Origin of the sequence: Nocardia sp. NPDC051911, assembly GCF_040681035.1 — a bacterium.
GTDB lineage: Bacteria > Actinomycetota > Actinomycetes > Mycobacteriales > Mycobacteriaceae > Nocardia > Nocardia sichangensis.
This window is the reverse complement of record NZ_JBFAXY010000016.1, coordinates 99,776-117,984: the sequence shown is the minus strand read 5'-3', so window position 1 is coordinate 117,984 and position 18,209 is coordinate 99,776. Positions and strand designations below refer to the sequence as shown.

The following is an 18,209-nucleotide window of genomic DNA, read 5'->3' as shown; positions in this document are numbered from 1 at the left end:
TGATGGCATAACCAACGGAAGGATCGACACCATGTTTCCCGTCGAGCTGCGCGGCACCAAGGCGCAGACGCTGATGTGGGCCGACGAGCACGAGGTCGAGCAGGCCGCGCTCCAGCAGCTGCGCAACATCGCCGCGCTGAAATGGGTCCACGGCGTCCGCGTGATGCCGGACGTGCACCTCGGCAAGGGGGCCACGGTCGGCTCGGTGATCGCGATGAAGGACGCGGTGGCCCCCGCCGCGGTCGGCGTGGACATCGGGTGCGGCATGGAGAGCGTGCGCACCGATCTCACCGCGGCGGATCTGCCCGACAACCTGCGTTCGCTGCGGTCGCGCATCGAGGCGGCGGTGCCGGTCGGCTTCCAGGCGCATCACGACGCCGTCGATGTCACCCGGCTCGGCGGCCAGGTCGCGGGCCTCGGCGCGAGCACTGCGGCGCTGCGCGCGGGCTGGGACCGGTTCTGGGGTTCGTTCGGCGCGCTGGACAGCCGGGTTCAGGCACGAGAGTCGAAGGCGCACAAGCAGATGGGCACGCTCGGCGGCGGCAACCACTTCATCGAGGTCTGCCTGGACCAGGAGGACCGGGTGTGGATCCTGTTGCACTCCGGCAGCCGCAACATCGGCAAGGAACTCGCCGAGCGGCACATCGCGATCGCGCGCACGCTGCCGCACAACGTCGATCTGCCCGACCGCGACCTGGCGGTCTTCGTCTCCGGCACGCCGGAGATGCGGGCGTACCGGCGCGACCTCACCTGGGCGCAGGAGTACGCGGCGCGCAACCGCGCGGTGATGCTCGCCCTGGTCTGCCGTGCGGTCGCCGCCGAATTCGCCGATCGCGGAGTGCGTTTCGAGCAGCCGATAAGCTGTCACCACAATTATGTGGCGGAGGAGATCGTCGACGGCGTGCCCATGCTGGTCACCCGCAAGGGGGCCGTGCGCGCGGGGGAAGGCGATCTCGCGCTGATCCCCGGCTCGATGGGCACCCGCTCGTATGTCGTACGCGGCAAGGGGAACCCGGCTTCTTTCCAGTCCGCCTCGCACGGCGCGGGACGGCGGATGAGCCGCAACGCGGCCAAGAGGCAGTTCACCGTGGCCGACCTCATCGCCCAGACCGAGGGCGTCGAGTCGCGCAAGGACGCGGGCGTGGTGGACGAGATCCCGGCCGCGTACAAGGACATCGATGAGGTCATCGAGGCACAACGGGACCTGGTCGACGTGGTCGCGACGCTGCACCAGGTGCTCTGCGTCAAGGGCTGAACGTCGGCTGCGCGCCGGGCGGACCGACTCGCCCGGCGTGCGGCCGCGGTCAGCGCCGCCGCAAGGTGGCGGCGAGCCCGGCTCCGATGAGCAACAGGCCGAGCACCAGCCCCCATCCGTTCAGCACCCAGTTGTAGAGGGCCAGGCGCCATTCCTCCGACAGCCCCGGCGTCTGCTCGATCAGACGCCAGAGGTCGTGAGGGAAGAACGACTGCACCGCGCCCGGCAGCAGACCCCACACCAGGCCCGCTATCACAGTGCCGACGGGTGAGTACGCGGCCAGCAGCGCCACCAGGAACAACAGCAACGCACCACCGATCATCTGGGCGTTCGAGTTCCAGCGGTCGCCCTCGTCCCCGAGGATCACCCACTGCCGGGTGCCGAGCCCGCCATGAGCGGCCAGGCCGATCCCGATGGGCGTCACCGACAGGCCGACGAGCGTGCCCGTCACAGTGCGCGAGACATTGTTGCTGGTCCGGAACTCGGCGCCCGGCGGAGCCCACCCCGCGGGCGGCTGAATGTGGCTCGACACCGCTGCCTCCTCCCGGTCCCCCTACCGGGGATTCAGGGCTTCATTGTCCATCGCCGGGAGCTGTTTCGCTCTGGATGTCTCGGCGGCGTACTGGATACCATCGGATATGCCCTGGCGGCCCTCGTTCTTCTCACCCGCTCCTGCGGACGCGGCGGCCGGCCCGCCGGAGATCCCCGGCGTGCGGCGTTCCTATGTCACCGCTCGCGGGGTGCGTTTCCACGTCACCGAGGCGGGACCGACGGATGGCCGCCCCGTGTTGGCCTTGCACGGCTGGCCCGAGCATCATTACGCCTATCGTCACCTGCTCGCCGACCCGCCGGACGGACTGCGGATCATCGCGCCCGACCTACCCGGCTACGGCTGGTCCGGTCCCGCGCCGCACCGGTGGGCCAAGGACGAAGTCGCCTCCGACCTGCTCGCATTGCTGGACGCGCTCGGCCTGAAGCGCGTGCTGCTGGTCGGCCACGACTGGGGCGGTTACATCGCCCACCTGCTCGTGCTGCGCGAGCCGGAGCGATTCGACGCGCTGCTGGCGCTCAACATCGCCCACCCGTGGCAGACACCGCGCACTTTCCTCCCGCACGCGTGGCGGTTCCTGCTCTATCAACCCGCCGTCGCGGCGTTCGGCACCTACCTGCACCAGCGCACCCGCTTTCTGGACCTCGTCTTCGCCGGCGCCGTACGCGATCGCGAGAAGTTCGGACCCGAGGCGATTCGCGTCTACGCGGACCGTTTCCGCGACCCCGTCTGTGCCCGCACGGCGACCGACACCTACCGCACTTTCCTGCTGCGCGAAGTTCCGCGCTCGGCCGGACACGGCGAACGACGTCGAGCGAAGATTCCGATCCGCACCCTGTTCGGAGTCGAGGACGCGGCGGTCCATCCTTCGCTCGCCGCCGAGGAGACCGCGCGTGCCGACGACTACCGCCTGGAACCGGTGCGGGGCTGCGGCCACTTCATTCTCGAGGAACGTCCGGATCTGGTCCGTGCCCGGCTGGCCGAGTTGGCGGCCGCCACCGCGCGATCCGCCTGATCACGCCCTCACGTCGAGGATGCGCACCCGCCACGGCGAGTGCCGTGCCCGTGGAGATCGTGTGGCCGGAAGGCGCCGCGCGCGGCTGACCGATCGCCACACCGGCGCCCCGACGCCGCCTGTCGGTGGCGTCGGGCACGATGGACCGCATGACCACGGCCACCGACGCGTCTCCGATCGACCTCACGGCCCCCGACCTGCGCGAGCACGCCGAACAGCTGCTGCGCGAGCTGGCCGGGGCGGGCGCCGCGCTGCGGGAGGATCAGTGGACCGCGATCGAAGCGCTCGTCGTACGGCGGCGCAGGGCGCTGGTCGTGCAGCGCACCGGCTGGGGCAAGTCGGCGGTGTACTTCATCGCCGCCAAGCTGCTGCGCAGGGCCGGGCGCGGGCCCACGGTGATCGTGTCGCCGCTGCTCGCGCTGATGCGCAACCAGGTCGCGGCGGCACAGCGCGCGGGAGTGGTCGCCGCGACCATCAACTCGGGCAATGTCACCGAGTGGGACGAGATCCACGCACAGGTCGCCGCCGGTGCGGTCGACGTGCTGCTGGTCAGCCCGGAGCGATTGAACAATCCGGATTTCCGGGATCAGGTGTTGCCCCGGCTCGCGGCCGACGCCGGGCTGGTGGTGATCGATGAAGCGCACTGTGTGTCGGACTGGGGCCACGACTTCCGGCCGGACTACCGGCGCATCCGGACGCTGATCGCCGACCTGGGCTCGGACGTCCCGGTCCTCGCCACCACCGCGACGGCCAACGACCGGGTGGTCACCGATGTCGCCACCCAGATCGGCACCGACACCCTGGTGCTGCGCGGCACGCTGGATCGCGAGTCGCTGCACCTGTCGGTGGTCCGCTTCGACGATGCCGTGGAGCGCACCGCCTGGCTCGGCGGGCACCTCGACCGGCTGCCCGGCTCCGGCATCGTCTACACGCTCACCGTCGCCGCCGCGCACGATCTGGCCGACGTGCTGAACTCACACGGCCACACCGTCGCCGCCTATACGGGCCAGACCGACCCGGCCGAACGCGAGGCGCTCGAAGCGGCGCTGTTGAACAACGAGGTGAAGGCGCTCATCGCCACCTCCGCGCTCGGCATGGGCTTCGACAAACCCGATCTGGGATTCGTGGTGCACATCGGTGCGCCGTCCTCGCCCATCGCCTACTACCAGCAAGTGGGACGCGCGGGGCGGGGCACCGACCGGGCCGAGGTGATCCTGCTTCCCGGCCCCGAGGACGCGCGGATCTGGAGCTACTTCGCCTCCGTCGCCTTTCCCCGCGAGCACATCGTGCGTGCCGTGCTCGACGCGCTGGAATCCGACCGGGCGTTGTCCACCGCGGCGTTGGAACCGCTGGTGGAGTTGAACCGCTCCCGGCTGGAGATGGTGTTGAAGGTGCTCGACGTGGACGGCGCGGTGCGCCGCGTGCGCGGCGGCTGGATCGCCACGGGCCGGCCGTGGACCTATGACACCGAACGGTACGAGCGCCTGTCCATCGCCCGCGAGGCCGAGCAGCAGGCCATGATCGACTATCAATCGACCGCCGGTTGCCGCATGGAATTCCTGCGCCGCCAGCTCGACGACCCGGGTTTGTCCACGGATTCGCCCGGCTGCGGCCGCTGCGACAACTGCACCGGCCACCGCCCCGACCGCACTGTCGCCGCCGACGCGGTGGCCGCGACCAAGGCCCGGCTCGATCGTCCCGGCCTCGATCTCGCGCCGCGCAAGCAGTGGCCCACCGGTATGGCCAAGCTGGGAATCCCTTTGTCCGGCAAGATATCCGGCGGAGCCGAGACCGGTCGTGTTCTCGGCAGGCTGACCGACCTCGGCTGGGGGCAGCGACTGCGCGCGCTGCTCGACGGCCCCGACGACCCGGTTCCCGACGCGGTCTTCGACGCCTGCGTCGCCGTTCTGCGCGAGTGGGATTGGGCCGCCCGCCCGACCTCGGTGCTCGCCCTGGAATCGCCACGCCACCCCGTGCTCACCGCCACCCTCGCCGCCCGCCTCGCCGAAGTCGGCCGCCTGCACGACCTCGGCACGCTGCGCACCCGCCCGGACCGACCGCCCGTCTCGGCGGCGAACTCCGCGCATCGCGTCGCCGGACTCTTCGATTCCTGGGAGATCCGCGACCTGACCCGAGTACCGGGCCCGATCTTGCTGGTGGACGCCATCACCGACACCGGCTGGACCTTCACCGTCGCCGCCCACGCCCTCCGAGCAGCCGGCGCCGCCGCCATCCTCCCCTTCGCCTTGGCCACACCGACATAACGACGACACCCAGCGAACGCGTGCGGGTCTTCTGCCCAACGAAGAAGCCGCACGCCGTCGAACACGCTCCACCGGCATCCATCCGGCACGCCTGCAACGCCGGTTCGTAGGCTTCGCCCCGCTGAACGTCCTGGACCGTAGCTGCTAGTCGTTGCCGGGCGGATCGGTCAGAAAATCTGTGATGCGGTGCCAGATCTCTTCGTGCGGTGCACCGTGTTCGGTCAAATCACCCAGGTCACGGACCTTGTCGATGACGATTCGTATGCGAGTGACCGCGACCGGGTCCCGCCGCCAATGTTCCTGGCCGACTCGCAGCGTCGCGACCAGCAGGTCACCAGGAAAAAGGTCGCCTCCGGCCAGTGGATTCCATTGCAACTGGTGTAACACACGCGGCAGTAGGACATCGACGCCTTCGTTCTGCTGCAGAAGACGACGAACATCTTCGTCGGTCAGACGCCCGATCGGCTTGCGCCGCAGCTCATGCACAGTACGCATCAGACCGCTCGCATCCGCAGGCATCGTGGGCCACACGTCGTCCTCGAGCTGCTCCAACGACAGATCCTCATCAGCGTCCGCGCATACCGTCCATCTCCCGGTTTCGTACCGGAAAAAGAGAGTAGCGACGTTGTCCGGTGCATGAACGATTCGCGCGAAGGCGACATCTCCGAAGAGGCGGAGGCCCGAAACCTCGAAAGTAGGCTCACCGATCGGCTCACCAGACGGCTCGTCATAGTCGGGATCGGGCACATTGTCCAAGAACTGCTCGGCTTCCTCGGCGCACATCAACGCGGCCATCTCACGAGGGATCCCGCGCTCCACCGCCACCCAGAACTCGTTGATCAGCCCCAGGATCAGCGACTCGTCGTCACCCGGAGATCTCATCCCGGCATTCTGCCCGCACCGCCGTCCCCGTGCCCCGTCCGCCGAAGTCACAGACTCAACGTCGCCCGCAAGCGCGCGTCCAGGGATTCCGTTTCCTCCAAGGAGAGCACGCCGAGGTGTTCGGTGAGCCAGGGCCGGTAGGCGCGGTGCAGTTTCAGGGTGTCGGCCCAGCCGTGCTCGGTGTGGGTGGCCAGCACGTGGCCCGGGTCGGCGTCGCGCAGTGGAACGACTTGCAACCAGCGATAGCGCGAAGTGATCACCGCCGAATCGGACACCAGCACCACTGTCATGCGCCGCGGGAAGGGGGTGCCGTCGCTGAGAGTCGGGGCGTAGCGCCAGACCTCACCGCGTCTCATGCGGCGCCGTCGGCGTCGTCGTCGGCGGCGGCGGCCTGGGTGATCGCCACGTCGTCGTATGCGGCGGCCAGTTCGGCTTCCTCGTCGATGGTCAACGCGGTCAGGCTGTCGTGCACGAGCGTGGTGCGCAGCGCGGCGTTGATCACCGCCGACAGGCTGCGGTTCTGGCGATCGGCGGCCGCTCTGGCCCACTCGGCCACCTGTGGATCCAGCGTGACGGTCACGCGCGTCGCCTTGCTCATACCCGTATGCATACCAGAGCGGTGCAGCGCCGCGGACCGGTACGGGACATCCGTCACGGCGGCGCGCGATCGTGCGCGGATTTCCTTCGGCTCGGCCACTACAGTCGACCCGTGGCCAGCAAATCCACCGGGTCGGCGATCGAGCTAGAGGTCGGCGATCACACGCTCAAAGTCTCCAACCCCGACCGCGTCTACTTCCCGGAGTCCGGCGCGACCAAGCTCGACTTGGTGCGGTACTACCTGAGCGTCGGGGACGGCATCGTCAACGCGTTGCGCGGCAGGCCCTGCATGCTGCACCGGTTCCCCAAAGGACTCGCGGGCGACAAGGTGCATCAGAAGCGGCTTCCCGCGGGCGCGCCGGACTGGATTCCGACTGTGCGGGTGTACTTTCCGCGCTATGGACGGCACGCCGACGAGTTGTGCGTCGAGAAGCTCGCCGACGTCATCTGGGCGGTGCAGATGTCGACCGTCGAGTTCCATCCGTGGAATTCCCGCGCCGCCGATACCGAGCGTCCGGACGAGTGGCGCATCGACCTCGACCCGATGCCGGACTGCCCGTGGTCGCGGGTGCAGCGGGTCGCGACGGTGGTGCAAGAGATCCTCGACGAGATCGGCGCCGTCGGATGGCCGAAGACCTCCGGCGGCAACGGCCTGCACGTGTACGTCCGGATCGCGCCGCACTGGGGTTTCCAGGAGGTGCGCCGGGCGGCGCTGGCGTTCGCCCGCGAGGTCGAGCGCCGCGCACCCGATGACGTGACCACCACGTGGTGGCGGCGCGATCGCGACCCGAAGCTGCTGTTCGTCGACTACAACCAGAACGCGCGCGATCACACCATCGCCGCCGCCTACTCGGTGCGCGGCGTCCCCGCCGCGACGGTCTCCACCCCGGTACGCTGGGACGAGATTCCCGACATCGATCCGCGCGACTTCACCATGTCCTCCGTCCCCGCTCGCTTCGCCGAACTCGGCGATCTGCACGCGGGCATGGATGACGCGGTGTTCCACCTGGATCCTCTCCTGGAGTGGGCCGAGCGGGACAAGGTGGACGTGGAGCTCGACGACGAGCAGAGCGGGGCCTAGCGCCGCGCCCGGCGGTGCTACGGTCGCAACGTCCACCCGCTCGCGACCACGTCCTACTGCTCCGAAGGAGGTCCAACCATGAACCGGCCGGCAGTAACGATCGCGATCGCCCCCGCCGATCCTGCCCCCACCCTGGTGGAGAAGGCCGTGGTGGAGGCGGGCGCCGCCGTCTCCGATCTCGACGAGGCGCAAGGGCTGATCTGGGTCGGCGGCCCGGGCGAGTTCCCGGAGCGACTGCCCGCAGGCGTGGAATGGGTGCAGCTCCCGGCCGCCGGTATCGAGGAATGGTTCACCGCGGGCGTCATCGCCAGGCATCCCGGTGTGCGATTCACCTCAGCCGCAGGCGCTTTCGCGGCCAGTGTGGCCGAGCACGCGCTCATGCTGCTGCTCGCGGGCGTCCGCTACCTGCCCGAGCACTTGCGCGCGGCGGACTGGCGGCAGCAGGACTTCTTTCCGCACGTCGGCACGCTGCGCGGCAAGACCGTCACGATCGTCGGCGCGGGCGGCATCGGCCGTGCGCTGATCCCGATGCTGGTGCCGCTCGGCGCGCACATCATCGCGGTGAACCGCAGCGGACGGCCGGTCACCGGCGCAGGCATCCCGCCGTCGGTAGAGACGATCTCCGCCGAGCACCTCGGCCGGGTCTGGCCGCACACCGATCACGTGGTGGTCGCCGCGCCCGCCACGCCCGCCACCAGGCATCTCATCGGCGCGGACGTACTCGCGCGGCTCAAGCCGTCCTCCTGGATCGTCAACGTCGCGCGCGGCAGCCTCGTCGACACCGACGCACTGGTCGACGCGCTGCGCTCCGGCGCGATCGGCGGCGCCGGACTCGACGTCACCGACCCCGAGCCGCTCCCGGCGGGCCATCCGCTCTGGTCGCTGCCGAATGCCATTATCACCCCGCATGATTCGAATCCGCCCCAACTCCGCTTGGCGGCCTTCGCCGACCACGTCCAGGCGAACGTCGAGCGCTTCGTCGAACGCCGCCCGCTGCTCGCACCGATCGATCCCGCGCTCGGGTACTGACGAAGGCACTTCGCGCGCAACAACATTCGAGTGTGTCAGCCGAACAACGCTCGACCGAGGATTTCCTCGACGACTCCGCTCTTGGCGTTGGCGTAGTGCTGCACGAACTTCCATTCGCGCTGCGTCAGTTCCCGTTTGGTCCGTTCGTAATACGCACGATCGTCCTCGTGCGTGCGCAACCAGTCGCGGAAGGCCAGGATCCGCTCGATCTCGGGCCCTCCCGATTCCGGCGAGAGCACATGCAGATTCACGTTCCACCGCGCACCGCTGTCCACCCGACGAACGAAACAGCGATGCTGGTACCAGTCCGGTTGCCGGATACGCAGCTCATACCCGGCAGCCTCGAGGGCTGATAGATAGGCGACTTCGGCGGCGGCATCCGGAACAAGTAGCAGGACGTCGATGACCGCCTTGGCCGCGAGAGGGGGAACCGGCCACGCCGGGTTGTATTCCTCGAGCATCACCCCGGCCGCGTAGGGCCGCAAGTCGCCGACCGTCGCCGCCGCTATGTCGTCGTCATCCAACGTCGCCATACGTCACGGTAACCGGCACGCACATCAGCCTTCTAGAAATGTGCCATTGACAACTGGCACATTCATCACTGATTCTTAGCGCATGACAAGGTCGACGAGGACCTCGGTCCCCGGTGTTCCCACCGCGCCCTCGGCACGCGCCACTGTGGCCGCGGCAGCTACCAGGCTCACCCTGCGTCCGCTGAACTGCGCGGTTCCGATGAATCCGCCGGGTGTCTGGTTCGCGCGTAAGCTCATCGCCACCCTGATGGCCGTCGGCGGTCCGGTTCCGGCAGGCACTTCCGTCACTCAGGTCCGGTCGGGCGCGGTGCGCGGTGAATGGGTTCGGGCGGCGGGGGTGCCGTTCGGAACGCGGGCCGTCTACTACATCCACGGCAGCGGCTACGTGATCTGCTCGGCTCGCACCCATCGCGGGCTCGCGGCCCGGCTGTCGGCCGAGACGGGACTCCCGGTCTTCCTCTCCGACTATCGTCTGGCGCCCGAACACCGGTTCCCGGCCGCGGCCGACGACGTCGAAGCGGGCTACCGCTGGCTGCTCGGCCGTGGCATCGCCCCGGAAGACCTGGTGATCGCATGCGACTCCGCGGGTGGGCATCTCGCACTCGACCTGCTGGTCGAGAACGGACGGCACCGACGGCCGCAGCCCGCGGCCGTGGCGATGTTCTCCCCGCTGCTCGACCTCACCCTGAGCCTGGCGGCCGAGCGGGAACGCGTCCGGACCGATCCGCTGATCTCGGCCGCCGCCGCGAGCAAGCTGCCCGCGGCCTACACCAGCGGCCACGCCGCCGACGCGGCGCGCCTGCGGCTGGCCATCCCGCACGGTCTCGCGCTGCCGCCGATCCTGGTGCAGGTCGGCGGCACGGAGATGCTCGGCGCCGACGCAGAGGCGCTGTGCGAAATGGTCCGGCGCGCGGGCGGCAGCTGCGAACTCGAGATCTGGCCGGGACAACTGCATGTCTTCCAGGCCCTTCCCATGGTGGTGCCCGAAGCCGACCAGGCTCTCGCCCGCGCCGCCGACTTCCTGCGCGCGGCGCTGGTCGCTACCTCCGGCACGGAAAAGGTGAGCTGAGATGTTCGGATTGGACAAGTTGGTGGCCCTGGGCCGCACCCGGCGCACGCACGGCGCGCGAGCCGTGGTCACCGGCGCGGGCAGCGGCATCGGCCGGGCGTTCGCGCTGGAGATCGCGGCCCGCGGCGGACGGGTGATCTGCGCCGACATCGATGAGACGCGCGCCGACGAGACGGTCGCCCTGATCGAACGCGATCACCCTGGCGCCGCGCACGCCTTCCGCTGCGACGTGGCGCAACGGGAAGACGTAGAGCTGCTGGCCCGCTTCGCCGAAACGATTTTCGACCGCCCGGTCAGCCTGGTGATCAACAACGCCGGCGTCGGCATCGGCGGAAAAGCCGTGGGAAACATTGGTTTCGACGACTGGCAGTGGGCCCTGGGCATCAACCTCTGGGGCGTCGTGCACGGCTGTGAAGTGTTCGCTCCGCGTCTGCGCACGGCCGGGCGCGGCGGCATCATCAACGTCGCCTCGGCCGCCGGATTCGCCGCCGCGCCCTCGATGGCCGCCTACAACGTGTCCAAGGCGGGCGTGCTGTCGTTATCGGAGACCATGGCTGCCGAACTGAGCGGCTCCGGAGTCGCGGTCACCGTCCTGTGCCCGACGTTCGTCCGCACGAACGTCGCGCGCGACGGCCGGATCACCAAGGAATCGGCGCAGCTGGCCGACTTTCTCATGCGCTGGACGGGATTCTCCCCCGAGCGCGTCGCGCGCACCGCCCTCGACGCGCACGACCGCGGGCAGCTCTACGTACTCCCCCAACTGGACGCGCACGTCGTCTGGCTGCTCAAGCGGTACTTCCCCGCGCAATACACCTTTGCCCTCGGGCTCCTGGAGCGGCTGCTGCCACAAGAGGACTCGACCACCATCGACCGCACGTCGGTCACCGACAAGACAGGAGTCTGATATGGCCGCCATCGCGATGGACTTCGACGACATGCTCCGCAAGATCAAGGACCGCCAGTGGGCACTGGCCGACATCGATTGGGACGCTCCGGGCGCCGAGACGATCACGCCGGAACTGCACGCCAAGCTCAAGCCGTTCATGGCCGATCTGATGTGGATCGAGAACGTCGGCGCGCGCGGCTTCGCGGCGATGGCCAAGAAGGCGCCGAACGAGACGCTGCGCGAGATCTACCGCTATTTCCACGCCGAGGAGCAGAAGCACGCCAACGCCGAGCTGGCGCTGATGCGCCGGTGGGGCATGCTCGACGGCGACGAGATCCCGCAGCCGAACGTCAACGTCAAGCTGGTGATCGATTTCCTGGACAAGTACTCCGACGACATGTCGCTGTCGTTCCTCGGCACCGTCATCCCGATGCTCGAGGTCGCGCTCGACGGCGCGCTGATCAAGTTCATCATGGACGAGATCGAGGACCCGGTCTGCCAGGAGGCGTTCAAGAAGATCAACTCCGACGAATCCCGCCATCTGGCGGTCGATTTCGCCGTGATGGACCTGCTGGGGCACGCGGAGATGCGCAAGCTGCTCATCGACCTGGTCGGCGGCTGGGCCAAGCCCTCGCTGATCATCGGCGTGCTGAGCTACGTGCCGCTGCTGAACAAGATGCGCGACAACATCGTCGCGATGGGCGTGGACGAGGAGAAGCTCTACGGCGCGCTCAAGCGGTACGCGAACGTGGGCGAGCGTAGTGAATTCGCCCGCAGGCTGCCGATGTACCAGATCGTGAAGACGCACGGCAGCTGGGTGATCGACCGTGGCCACCCCTACCACCTCGTGGCCGACGCGCTGGTGAAGATCACCGGGTTGGTGCCGAAGACGCTGCTGCGCAGCAACCCGACCTGGTCGAAGGAACTGACCTACGAGCCCGCGGCATGACAGGGAATCCGATGAGTACGCACACCCTCGACGTCGCCGTCATCGGCGGCGGATTCGCCGGAATCGGCACGGCCATCCGGCTGAAGCAACGCGGAATCCGTGATTTCGCGATTCTCGAGCGCGGCACCGCGATCGGCGGAACCTGGCGCGACAACACCTATCCCGGTGCGGCGTGCGATATTCCGTCGCGGCTGTACTCCTACAGTTTCGCGCCGAACCCGAACTGGTCGCGCACCTACTCCGGGAGCAACGAGATCCTCGGCTACATCGAGGCGATGGCCGCGGAGTTCCGGCTCGGTCCGCACATCCGGTTCGGCCACAACGTTTCCGGCATGGTGTTCGACGAGCAGGCCGGAGTGTGGGAGATATCGATCGACGGCCACGCGGACCCGATCCTCGCCCGCACCGTCGTGCTGGCGTCCGGCCCGCTGGCCAATGCCAGTCTTCCGGACATCCGCGGCATCGAGACCTACCGAGGGCACAAGATCCACAGCGCCCGTTGGGATCACGACTACGACTTCACCGGCAAACGGGTCGCGGTCGTCGGCACCGGCGCCAGCGCGGTCCAGATCATCCCGGAACTGGTCGACAAGGCCGCCTCGGTGAAGGTGTTCCAGCGCACTCCCGGCTGGGTGCTGCCGCGGATCAATCGGCAGACCAACGGCTTGACCAAGGAGCTCTACCGTCGGCTGCCCGCCGCCGAGCAACTGGCGCGACGCGCCTGGTTCTACGGCCACGAGTCGGTAGCGCTGGGCGTGGTCTGGAACACGCCGCTGACCAGGGTGGTCGAGCTGGTCGGCAAGGCGCAGCTGCGCAGGCAGGTCAAGGATCCATGGCTGCGCCGCCAGCTCACTCCGGACTTCCGGGCCGGCTGCAAACGCCTGCTGATGACCGACGACTACTACCCCGCCCTGCAGCGGGACAACTGCAAGTTGATCACCTGGCCGATCGCCCGGATCTCCGAGCACGGCATCCGCACCGCGGAAGGCATCGAGCACCAAGCGGATTGCATCGTCTTCGCGACGGGATTCGACGTCTCCAAAACCGGGACGCCCGTTCCGGTGGTCGGACGCGGTGGCCGGGTTCTCGCGGACGAGTGGTCGCGCGGGGCCTACGCCTACAAGAGCGTCGCGGTTTCCGGATATCCCAACCTGTATCTCACGTTCGGACCCAATTCCGGCCCGGGACACAACTCGGCGCTGGTCTACATGGAAGCCCAGATCGACTACCTCGTCGGCGCGATCGGCGTCATCCTGGACCGGGACCTGCGCATGCTGGACGTGCGGCGCGACCGGCAGGACCGCTACAACGCCGCCATCCAGCGCAGACTGTCGGCCACCACCTGGAACTCGGGATGCCACAGCTGGTATCTCACCGAGGACGGCTTCAACGCGACCATGTATCCGGGCTTCGCCACCCAGTACGTCCATCAATTGCGCAAGGTCGATCTGGACGACTACTTCGTGGTCGAATCGACCGCCGACCAGCGGCGACAACGAGTGGCACGGGTTTCCTGAGTGCCGGAGGCACCGGCGGCGCGGACGATAGACTCGGTCCGCAGGGAGTTCTACAGCGCGCCGCCGGTCCTTCGGCGCCGTGGGCAGCGAGGGAGGTGAGGTCGACGCCGGAGTACCGGATCGATGACCTCGCGCGCGCCGCGGGCACCACCACCCGCAACGTGCGCGCCTACCAGGAACGCGGGCTGCTGCCGCCGCCGGTCGGCAAGGACGGCCGGGCCAGCATCTACGACGACGCGCACCTCGAGCGGCTGCGCTTGATCGACGCGCTGCTCCAGCGCGGTTTCACCACCGCGCACATCGCCGACTTCATCACCAGCTGGGAGACCGGCAAGGACCTGACCGAGGTACTCGGCCTGCAACACGCCGTGACGGCGTCCTGGGCCAAGGACGAGACCTTCGAGGTGCCCCGCGAGCTGATCGGCACCATCCTCGGCGCCGACGCCGACGAGCTGGTCGACCGGCTGCGCGAGATGCGGCTGGTCCGGCTGGAGGGCGACACGGTGGTGTTCACCGAGACCCAGTTGCTCACCTCGTTCGCCGAACTGCACGAGTACGGTCTGGAACTGCGCACGCTCATCGAGATCTATGCCAAGGTGGCCGACCGGATCGATGACATCACGCACATCATGATCACCGCCGCCAAACAGCACATCATCGACGAGCACGGTCCCGGCTGGATGCCCGACACCAGCGGCGAAATCGCCGAGACCACAACGATGCTCAACAAGATGCGCGAGCTGGCGGTCGCCTCGGTGCACGCCACGCTCGCCCGCTCGCTGGACGTCACGCTGCGCCGCGAACTCGGCGACTATCTCGCCACCGCCGCCGAGCGAGAGAAACAGCGCAGCGAATCCGGGCGCGACGTACCCTCCTAGACAAGCGCAGAGTGCCGACCTTCGACGGATGGAGTCGCCGTGGCGTCCGACCGACCGAGAATTCCGCCGCTGCCGCTGGTACGGGCCGTCGAATCGGTGCGCGCCGCCCTGGCCTTCGCGTTCCGCAAGCTGGTGCCCGGGCACCTCGCGCTGATGGAGCTGATCGCCGCCGGATGGATCACGCAGGCCATCCACGCCGCCGCGGCGCTCGGCGTGGCCGACGCACTCGCGGCGGGGCCGCGGTCGGGCGCGGACCTCGCGGCGGCGGTCGGCGCGGACGAGGACGCGCTGCGGCGGTTGCTGCGCCTGCTGATCAGCCACGGCATCTTCACCCAGCGACGCGACGGACGGTACGCGCTGACGCCGATGGCGCGAGCCCTGTGCCGCGACTCGGACGTGTCGTTGCGCGACGCGGTGCTGTTCTTCGGTTCGCCCGGGCACCGCAACCACTGGTCGCACTTGGTCGACGCCGTGCGCACCGGCGAACCGGTCGGCGTGAAGCTCGACGGGATGCCGTTCTTCGAATACGTCCAGCACGACCGGGAACTCGGCGTACTGTTCGACCGCGCGATGACCAGCATCGGCACCCTGTCGATGGAGCCGCTGTTCGCCGCCTACGATTTCGGCCGCTACGCGACCCTGGTCGACGTCGGCGGCGGCGAAGGGACGATGCTCACCGAGATCCTGCGCCGCGCACCACGATCGCGTGGCATTCTGTTCGACGTGCCCGAAGTGGTGGCCGCGGCCCCCGCTCGGCTCGCCGCGCTCGGTCTCGCCGATCGCTGCGCGGTGGAGAGCGGATCCTTCTTCGACAGCGTCCCCAGGGGCGGGGACGCCTACATCCTCAAGCACATCCTGCACGACTGGGCCGAACCGGACGCCGGTCGCATCCTCCGCACCGTGCGCGCGGCCATGGAACCCGACGCCCGGTTGCTGATCGTCGAACTGGTCGTCCCTGAACACGCCGCACCGCACCCGAGCAAGTACATCGACTTGGAGATGCTGGTCAACGCGGGCGGACGGGAACGCACCGAGGCCGAGTACCGCGACTTCCTCGCCAGGAACGGATTCACGCTGACCCAGCGCGTACCGACGGCTTCCCCGGACAACGTGCTCGAGGCCAGGCCGAGCTGAACCCGCTCGCCGGACGCGTTGCCGCTCGGCGGCGCTACGACGTGGCCGGGACGACGAACGCCAGCGTGGCGATCCCCACGGCGCCGTCGGCCACACAGGTGGCCCGCATCGGCTTGCCGACCGGCGTCTGCCGCGACTCGAAGCCGCTGTAGTAGCCGAACACCGGCCCGGACCGCTCCGACGGCAGGAAGAAACCGAGGCATTCGGCTTCCAGCACCGACGCTCCCTCACCGCTGTGGCACAAGGCGGCCGCGTCCGTGACGCCACGGTCGACATAGCAGCCCGCGGGCTCCGCTGCGGCGGACCCGGCTCCGACCCAGGCGAGGCCACCCGCGAGGAACAACAGAACGGTTCCCGCGCCCACTCGCCGCATCATGGTGTGCACCACAATACCTCCTCGGCAGATCTCAGCCCTACCCGGTCGCTGCCGTGCTCTTCCACTATTTCAGCAGAATCGAAGGGGACGGTCGAGCACGACACCGCCGCGCAAATACTGTTTCTCCAGGGCGGATACCGAACCCATCCGGCGAGGCCGTGGCGTCTCCCCGCGGGAGTTCCCCCGTCCGGCGTCGAGACCGCTAGGCTACGAACAGCATTGGCTGGTTCGGTGAGGATGTGATTCGGCCGTGGAATGGACCTTCACTCCGGACGAGTTCGCCCATATCTGGCGCGAGACCGACCTGGATCGCCACCCCTACCCGCTGCGCATCCTGGAGACGCCCAGAACCGAGGACGACGCCGAGAAGTTGCGCATCGCCCTCGCCGAACGGCTGCCGCTGGGCTCCGACCCCGACCTTTCGGCATGTCTGCGCATTCTGGCCAGGCCGCATACCAGGATCGTTGCCATCGGTGGTACACACCAGCCGGGCGGCGAACTGCGGTTGCTGGCCGCCGCCATCTACGATCGTGCCGTGCTCGCGGTGCAGGAACCCGGCGCGATTCCGGATTTCGGTGGTCGCGTGCGCATTTCGATCGGGCACAGCGCCAAACTGGGCCGGCGGATCGCGGCGCTGCTGCCGAAGACCCCCGCGGGCCGCGAACCCGCTCGCGTCGCGTCCGGGGCCGCCGTGCGCGACCGAGAGACCGTGACCGCGCGGCAGCAAGCAGCGCCGCGGATTCGCAAGTTGCTGCTGGAGCCGCATACCGCCGAGGGCCACATCAGGATCGAGTCGCGGCTCGATCGACCGACCCAGCCCCCGCCGATCCATTACACCTGGATCGATGTGCGCGACGACGGAAGATATCTGATCAAAGCGGGCGACGAGGTGCGCATCGCGCCCGCCTCCGCTGATCAGATCGCGACCCAATTGCAAAAGCGCATACCGATATAGCCCACTTTGGTGACCACTGCCGCCGACTATTGCTGACCCGGCGCTGGGCTTCCGGTTAGTCTGGGGCAGACCGACCGATCTCAGGGGTGAGCGATGACGATCGATACCAGCCGAGCCGATATCGCCCGATTCAAGGAGGCCGCGCAGGCCGGGACCGTCCAGTTCGATCCGGCGGCGGCTCGGCAGTGCGCCGAAATGTACGAACGGCAGGCCGATCGGCTGATCCACCTACAGCAGAGTCTCGAATCCGCCGCGGATCTAGGCGGTTTCGGTGGATTCGTCTCCGCCCAGCAGTTGCAGGCGGGATTCAGCCACAAAGCGCGTGACGCGGCGGCGCTGCTCGACCACTACATCGAAGCGGCCTACCGCATGAAGGAAGCGTTCTTGATCAGCGGAGGACTGTTCGAAGAGGCCGACGCCGCGAGCGCCGCCGCCCTGCGCGCGGTCCGGACGAGGTTGCCCCGATGACCGGTTCCGATCCCACCTACATCAACTCGATGGAGCATTTCGAGTCGATGCGGCACGACGAGATCTACGCGAAGGCACAGCAGATCGATCCCGCGCAGGTGCTGCACGCGTCGACCATCTGGCTCGACGCGGCCGGCACGCTCACCACGTCGTTCCCACTCACCCACGGCGGCGTCGATCGCGTGATGGACGCGGCGGACTGGAAAGGCGCCGCCGCCGACGCCGCTCAGGCTTGCGCACGCAGCTTCGCGGCGTCGGCCGACGAGCTGGCGGCGGTGCTCGGTCAAGTGGGCGCCCGCCTCGGCGGGGTCGCCGCGGCCGCCGAGGCGGTGAAACTCGCGGTGGTGCCGCCCGGCGCTTCCGGACCGGTCGGCGCGATCGCGCAGTTGCTGGAGGCGGCGCACGTCATCGACGCGCAAATGGCGCAGGAGGCGCTGCGCCAAGAGGCCGTGCTCGCGATGAACATGGTCTACAAACCCGCCTATTCCACGGCGGGATCCGCGGTGCCCGCGCTGCCGGCACCACCCGCCGCCACGGCGCCGTCCGCGCCGCAGGCGGTCTCACCCGGCACGCCGCGACACTCGGCGCCCGAGCAGACATCGCCGAACAACCAATGGTCGCCTGGAACAACGCAACCCGCGCCTGCCGCACCGGAATCGCCCGCACCGTCGCATAATTCGACACCGCCCGGGCCGAAGCCGGATCCGCAACAGACGCCTTCGGCGCCGCCCACCCAGCAGGCTCCGCCGCCACAGCAAGCGCCGTCCACGC

Annotated in this window: 20 protein-coding genes; 14 read left to right on the top strand and 6 right to left on the bottom strand. The window is 68.7% G+C overall.

The annotated features are described in order from the left end of the window. Positions 1 to 31 precede the first annotated feature (31 nt). Positions 32 to 1,255, top strand: a complete 1,224-nt coding sequence (locus AB0L97_RS21065) for an RtcB family protein (RefSeq protein ID WP_364432012.1) — start codon at positions 32 to 34, stop codon at positions 1,253 to 1,255. Between the two features lie 49 nt (positions 1,256 to 1,304). Here the strand turns inward: AB0L97_RS21065 and AB0L97_RS21060 are convergent, their stop codons facing one another. After that, a complete protein-coding gene (locus AB0L97_RS21060) occupies positions 1,305 to 1,787 on the bottom strand; it encodes a hypothetical protein (protein ID WP_364432009.1) in 483 nt (160 codons plus the stop codon). Between the two features lie 106 nt (positions 1,788 to 1,893). Here AB0L97_RS21060 and AB0L97_RS21055 point away from each other — a divergent pair, with 106 nt between their 5' ends. After that, positions 1,894 to 2,820 (top strand): alpha/beta hydrolase, encoded by a 927-nt coding sequence (locus AB0L97_RS21055; RefSeq protein ID WP_355072327.1) that lies wholly within the window; start codon positions 1,894 to 1,896, stop codon positions 2,818 to 2,820. Positions 2,821 to 2,969: 149 nt separating this feature from the next. After that, the gene (locus AB0L97_RS21050; protein WP_364432005.1) at positions 2,970 to 5,084 is read left to right on the top strand and encodes a RecQ family ATP-dependent DNA helicase; all 2,115 of its coding nucleotides are present in this window, start codon (positions 2,970 to 2,972) and stop codon (positions 5,082 to 5,084) included. Positions 5,085 to 5,228: 144 nt separating this feature from the next. On the opposite strand, the gene AB0L97_RS21045 is transcribed toward AB0L97_RS21050, so the two are convergent. The 3 genes from AB0L97_RS21045 to AB0L97_RS21035 are packed head-to-tail and all read right to left on the bottom strand — an operon-like array spanning position 5,229 to position 6,564. Continuing rightward, positions 5,229 to 5,966, bottom strand: coding sequence for a contact-dependent growth inhibition system immunity protein (locus AB0L97_RS21045; protein ID WP_364432002.1), 738 nt, complete (start codon positions 5,964 to 5,966; stop codon positions 5,229 to 5,231). 47 nt (positions 5,967 to 6,013) lie between these two features. After that, positions 6,014 to 6,322 carry a hypothetical protein gene (locus AB0L97_RS21040; protein ID WP_355072321.1) on the bottom strand — a complete coding sequence of 103 codons (309 nt, stop codon included), beginning with the start codon at positions 6,320 to 6,322 and terminating at the stop codon, positions 6,014 to 6,016. Beyond that, complete coding sequence (locus tag AB0L97_RS21035; protein WP_364431997.1) at positions 6,319 to 6,564, bottom strand: hypothetical protein; 246 nt, start codon at positions 6,562 to 6,564, stop codon at positions 6,319 to 6,321. The genes AB0L97_RS21040 and AB0L97_RS21035 overlap by 4 nt, the downstream gene beginning before the upstream one ends. Positions 6,565 to 6,675: 111 nt before the next feature. Between AB0L97_RS21035 and ligD the strand changes: the two genes are divergently transcribed. Continuing rightward, on the top strand, positions 6,676 to 7,644 hold the full coding sequence (gene ligD, locus AB0L97_RS21030; RefSeq protein WP_364431994.1) for a non-homologous end-joining DNA ligase: 969 nt from the start codon (positions 6,676 to 6,678) through the stop codon (positions 7,642 to 7,644). Positions 7,645 to 7,722: 78 nt separating this feature from the next. Then, positions 7,723 to 8,673: a D-isomer specific 2-hydroxyacid dehydrogenase family protein gene (locus AB0L97_RS21025; RefSeq protein WP_356966473.1), complete on the top strand. Its 951-nt coding sequence runs from the start codon at positions 7,723 to 7,725 to the stop codon at positions 8,671 to 8,673. A 35-nt stretch (positions 8,674 to 8,708) separates the two neighbouring features. Here the strand turns inward: AB0L97_RS21025 and AB0L97_RS21020 are convergent, their stop codons facing one another. After that, positions 8,709 to 9,206 (bottom strand): GrpB family protein, encoded by a 498-nt coding sequence (locus tag AB0L97_RS21020; protein ID WP_364431990.1) that lies wholly within the window; start codon positions 9,204 to 9,206, stop codon positions 8,709 to 8,711. Positions 9,207 to 9,288: 82 nt separating this feature from the next. On the opposite strand from AB0L97_RS21020, the gene AB0L97_RS21015 reads away from it, so the two are divergent. The 6 genes from AB0L97_RS21015 to AB0L97_RS20990 all read left to right on the top strand — a co-directional run bounded on the left by AB0L97_RS21015 (position 9,289) and on the right by AB0L97_RS20990 (position 15,639). Then, positions 9,289 to 10,275, top strand: a complete 987-nt coding sequence (locus AB0L97_RS21015) for an alpha/beta hydrolase (protein ID WP_355072312.1) — start codon at positions 9,289 to 9,291, stop codon at positions 10,273 to 10,275. A gap of 1 nt (position 10,276) precedes the next feature. Next, a complete protein-coding gene (locus tag AB0L97_RS21010) occupies positions 10,277 to 11,179 on the top strand; it encodes an SDR family NAD(P)-dependent oxidoreductase (protein WP_364431987.1) in 903 nt (300 codons plus the stop codon). Positions 11,180 to 11,189: 10 nt separating this feature from the next. Then, positions 11,190 to 12,110, top strand: a complete 921-nt coding sequence (locus tag AB0L97_RS21005; protein ID WP_355072954.1) for a ferritin-like domain-containing protein — start codon at positions 11,190 to 11,192, stop codon at positions 12,108 to 12,110. An 11-nt stretch (positions 12,111 to 12,121) separates the two neighbouring features. Continuing rightward, the gene (locus tag AB0L97_RS21000; RefSeq protein ID WP_355072308.1) at positions 12,122 to 13,627 is read left to right on the top strand and encodes an NAD(P)/FAD-dependent oxidoreductase; all 1,506 of its coding nucleotides are present in this window, start codon (positions 12,122 to 12,124) and stop codon (positions 13,625 to 13,627) included. 95 nt (positions 13,628 to 13,722) lie between these two features. Next, complete coding sequence (locus tag AB0L97_RS20995; RefSeq protein WP_355072306.1) at positions 13,723 to 14,505, top strand: MerR family transcriptional regulator; 783 nt, start codon at positions 13,723 to 13,725, stop codon at positions 14,503 to 14,505. Between the two features lie 39 nt (positions 14,506 to 14,544). Beyond that, entirely contained in the window at positions 14,545 to 15,639 is a 1,095-nt protein-coding gene (locus AB0L97_RS20990) for a methyltransferase (RefSeq protein ID WP_364431982.1), read from the top strand. Positions 15,640 to 15,673: 34 nt separating this feature from the next. Here the strand turns inward: AB0L97_RS20990 and AB0L97_RS20985 are convergent, their stop codons facing one another. Beyond that, the gene (locus AB0L97_RS20985; RefSeq protein WP_364431979.1) at positions 15,674 to 16,027 is read right to left on the bottom strand and encodes a hypothetical protein; all 354 of its coding nucleotides are present in this window, start codon (positions 16,025 to 16,027) and stop codon (positions 15,674 to 15,676) included. 238 nt (positions 16,028 to 16,265) lie between these two features. Here AB0L97_RS20985 and AB0L97_RS20980 point away from each other — a divergent pair, with 238 nt between their 5' ends. The 3 genes from AB0L97_RS20980 to AB0L97_RS20970 all read left to right on the top strand — a co-directional run. Beyond that, positions 16,266 to 16,970 carry an ESX secretion-associated protein EspG gene (locus AB0L97_RS20980; RefSeq protein ID WP_355072300.1) on the top strand — a complete coding sequence of 235 codons (705 nt, stop codon included), beginning with the start codon at positions 16,266 to 16,268 and terminating at the stop codon, positions 16,968 to 16,970. Positions 16,971 to 17,063: 93 nt separating this feature from the next. Further along, complete coding sequence (locus tag AB0L97_RS20975; RefSeq protein WP_355072299.1) at positions 17,064 to 17,438, top strand: hypothetical protein; 375 nt, start codon at positions 17,064 to 17,066, stop codon at positions 17,436 to 17,438. Then, positions 17,435 to 18,209 (top strand): hypothetical protein (locus AB0L97_RS20970; protein ID WP_364431974.1); only part of this gene is annotated, 775 nt, incomplete at its 3' end. The genes AB0L97_RS20975 and AB0L97_RS20970, both read left to right, overlap by 4 nt.

Excerpts from the sequence above, each read along its gene's own strand:
- AB0L97_RS21065 (WP_364432012.1), top strand. The coding sequence starts at position 32 with ATGTTTCCCGTCGAGCTGCGCGGCACCAAGGCGCAGACGCTGATGTGG.
- AB0L97_RS21055 (WP_355072327.1), top strand. The coding sequence starts at position 1,894 with ATGCCCTGGCGGCCCTCGTTCTTCTCACCCGCTCCTGCGGACGCGGCG.
- AB0L97_RS21050 (WP_364432005.1), top strand. The coding sequence starts at position 2,970 with ATGACCACGGCCACCGACGCGTCTCCGATCGACCTCACGGCCCCCGAC.
- AB0L97_RS21045 (WP_364432002.1), bottom strand. The coding sequence starts at position 5,966 with ATGAGATCTCCGGGTGACGACGAGTCGCTGATCCTGGGGCTGATCAAC.
- AB0L97_RS21040 (WP_355072321.1), bottom strand. The coding sequence starts at position 6,322 with ATGAGACGCGGTGAGGTCTGGCGCTACGCCCCGACTCTCAGCGACGGC.
- AB0L97_RS21035 (WP_364431997.1), bottom strand. The coding sequence starts at position 6,564 with ATGAGCAAGGCGACGCGCGTGACCGTCACGCTGGATCCACAGGTGGCC.
- AB0L97_RS21025 (WP_356966473.1), top strand. The coding sequence starts at position 7,723 with ATGAACCGGCCGGCAGTAACGATCGCGATCGCCCCCGCCGATCCTGCC.
- AB0L97_RS21020 (WP_364431990.1), bottom strand. The coding sequence starts at position 9,206 with ATGGCGACGTTGGATGACGACGACATAGCGGCGGCGACGGTCGGCGAC.
- AB0L97_RS21015 (WP_355072312.1), top strand. The coding sequence starts at position 9,289 with ATGACAAGGTCGACGAGGACCTCGGTCCCCGGTGTTCCCACCGCGCCC.
- AB0L97_RS21010 (WP_364431987.1), top strand. The coding sequence starts at position 10,277 with ATGTTCGGATTGGACAAGTTGGTGGCCCTGGGCCGCACCCGGCGCACG.
- AB0L97_RS21000 (WP_355072308.1), top strand. The coding sequence starts at position 12,122 with ATGAGTACGCACACCCTCGACGTCGCCGTCATCGGCGGCGGATTCGCC.
- AB0L97_RS20975 (WP_355072299.1), top strand. The coding sequence starts at position 17,064 with ATGACGATCGATACCAGCCGAGCCGATATCGCCCGATTCAAGGAGGCC.